Source organism: Stenotrophomonas sp. 05L44_2, from assembly GCF_056665995.1.
Map to the genome: position 1 here is coordinate 1 of NZ_JBFTNR010000903.1, position 1400 is coordinate 1400.

2 protein-coding genes and 1 pseudogene are annotated in these 1400 nt (G+C 64.1%); all 3 read left to right on the forward strand.

All coding sequences use genetic code 11. The features are described 5' to 3' along the window. Window positions 1-582: pseudogene (locus AC1VAN_RS21820) on the forward strand (MBOAT family O-acyltransferase); the annotation flags it as partial. 16 nt (window positions 583-598) lie between these two features. Further along, entirely contained in the window at window positions 599-832 is a 234-nt protein-coding gene (locus tag AC1VAN_RS21825) for an acyl carrier protein (RefSeq protein WP_032978935.1), read from the forward strand. 27 nt (window positions 833-859) lie between these two features. After that, the coding region (locus AC1VAN_RS21830; RefSeq protein ID WP_480986744.1) for an AMP-binding protein at window positions 860-1400 on the forward strand (541 nt) is incomplete at its 3' end.

Below are 1400 nucleotides of genomic sequence, written 5' to 3' on the forward strand. Positions count from 1 at the left end.
GTGTGGGCGATGGGCCTGGCCGGCATTTGGCATGGCGCCGGCATGCAGTTCCTGATCTTCGGCCTGCTGCATGCCACCTATCTGGTCATCAACCATGCGTGGCGGGTCTTTGTCGGCGGTCGCAAGCCGGCCGCGATGCGAAAACTCAATCCGTTCCAGCACGCCGGTTACCTGCTGCTGACCTTCGGCGCGGTGCTGGTGGCGCAAGCGTTCTTCCGCGCCGATGGCGTGCACGATGCGTGGCAGCTGGTGCAGGGCATGTTCGGCGTGCGCGGTTGGGAAAGCATGGAGAACCTGGGCCATGTCGCGGGCATGGGCCTGGCCGACGGTGCGCGCCTGCTGCTGGGCCATCACCTGCAGCTGCTGTACATCCTGCTGGCACTGGCCATTGTCTGGCTGGCACCGAACGCGCACCAGATCATGGGTGTGTACTCTCCCGCGCTGGCAAAACCGAGCCCGGCACCGCGCGCGTGGATGCGCTGGCAGCCCAACTGGGCCTGGCTGCTGGTGATGCTGGTGCTGCTGACGTTGTGCCTGCTGAACCTGCACAAAGAAACCCGTTTCCTTTACTTCCAGTTCTGACAAGGTGGATTCCAACATGGACAAGCAGACAATCCAGAACCAGCTCATCGATATCGTCGAGGCGGTGATTGGTACCCGCGTGCAGCCGGACGAATACATGGAATCGTTCTTCGATTCGATGTCCAAGGTGCAACTGATGGTCGAGGTCAAGGACCGTCTTGGCGTCACCCTGCCGGTGGATGAAATCGACGCCCTGGTTGATTCGGTGCAGGTGCTGGCCGACTACGTGGCCGAGCACCGCCCCAGCTGATCGCCCGCGGGCACCGGAGGTAGCACGATGTACTTCGATTTCGACCAATGCCGATTCGCCGACCTGGATGTCGCCACGCAGGCTCCCGCCCTGCACGCGGCCGATGGGGTACTTGATTGGGCCGGGCTGCATCGTGCCACCCAGCAGTGGATCGACCGTGCGCGTGCTGCCGGCCTGGTGCACGGTGACGCATTGGTGATCTCCGGGCACAAGGAATCGGCCTTCGTGGTGGCCATGCTCGGCTGCCTCTGCCTGGGTGTGACCTACGTACCGGTGGACACCATCAACCCGCCAGCCCGCCTGCAGCGCATCACCACGCTGGTGCATGCGCGTGCGATCTACGATGCGGCCGTCGATGCGTTCCTGCCTGGTGCCGATGCGCCACGAGCGCTGGCGGTGCCGGACCTGGCCTACATCATGTTCACCTCCGGCAGCACTGGCGACCCCAAGGGCGTGCAGATCGGCCGCGACAGTGTTGCCCTGTTCACCGTCTGGATCCGCGACTGCCTGGCGCTGGGCCCGGCGCCGGCGTTCATGAACCAGATGCTCTTCAGCTTCGACTTCTCGC

Bases quoted from the DNA above. Each gene is read 5' to 3' on its own strand.
- AC1VAN_RS21825 (WP_032978935.1), top strand. From the start codon at position 599: ATGGACAAGCAGACAATCCAGAACCAGCTCATCGATATCGTCGAGGCG.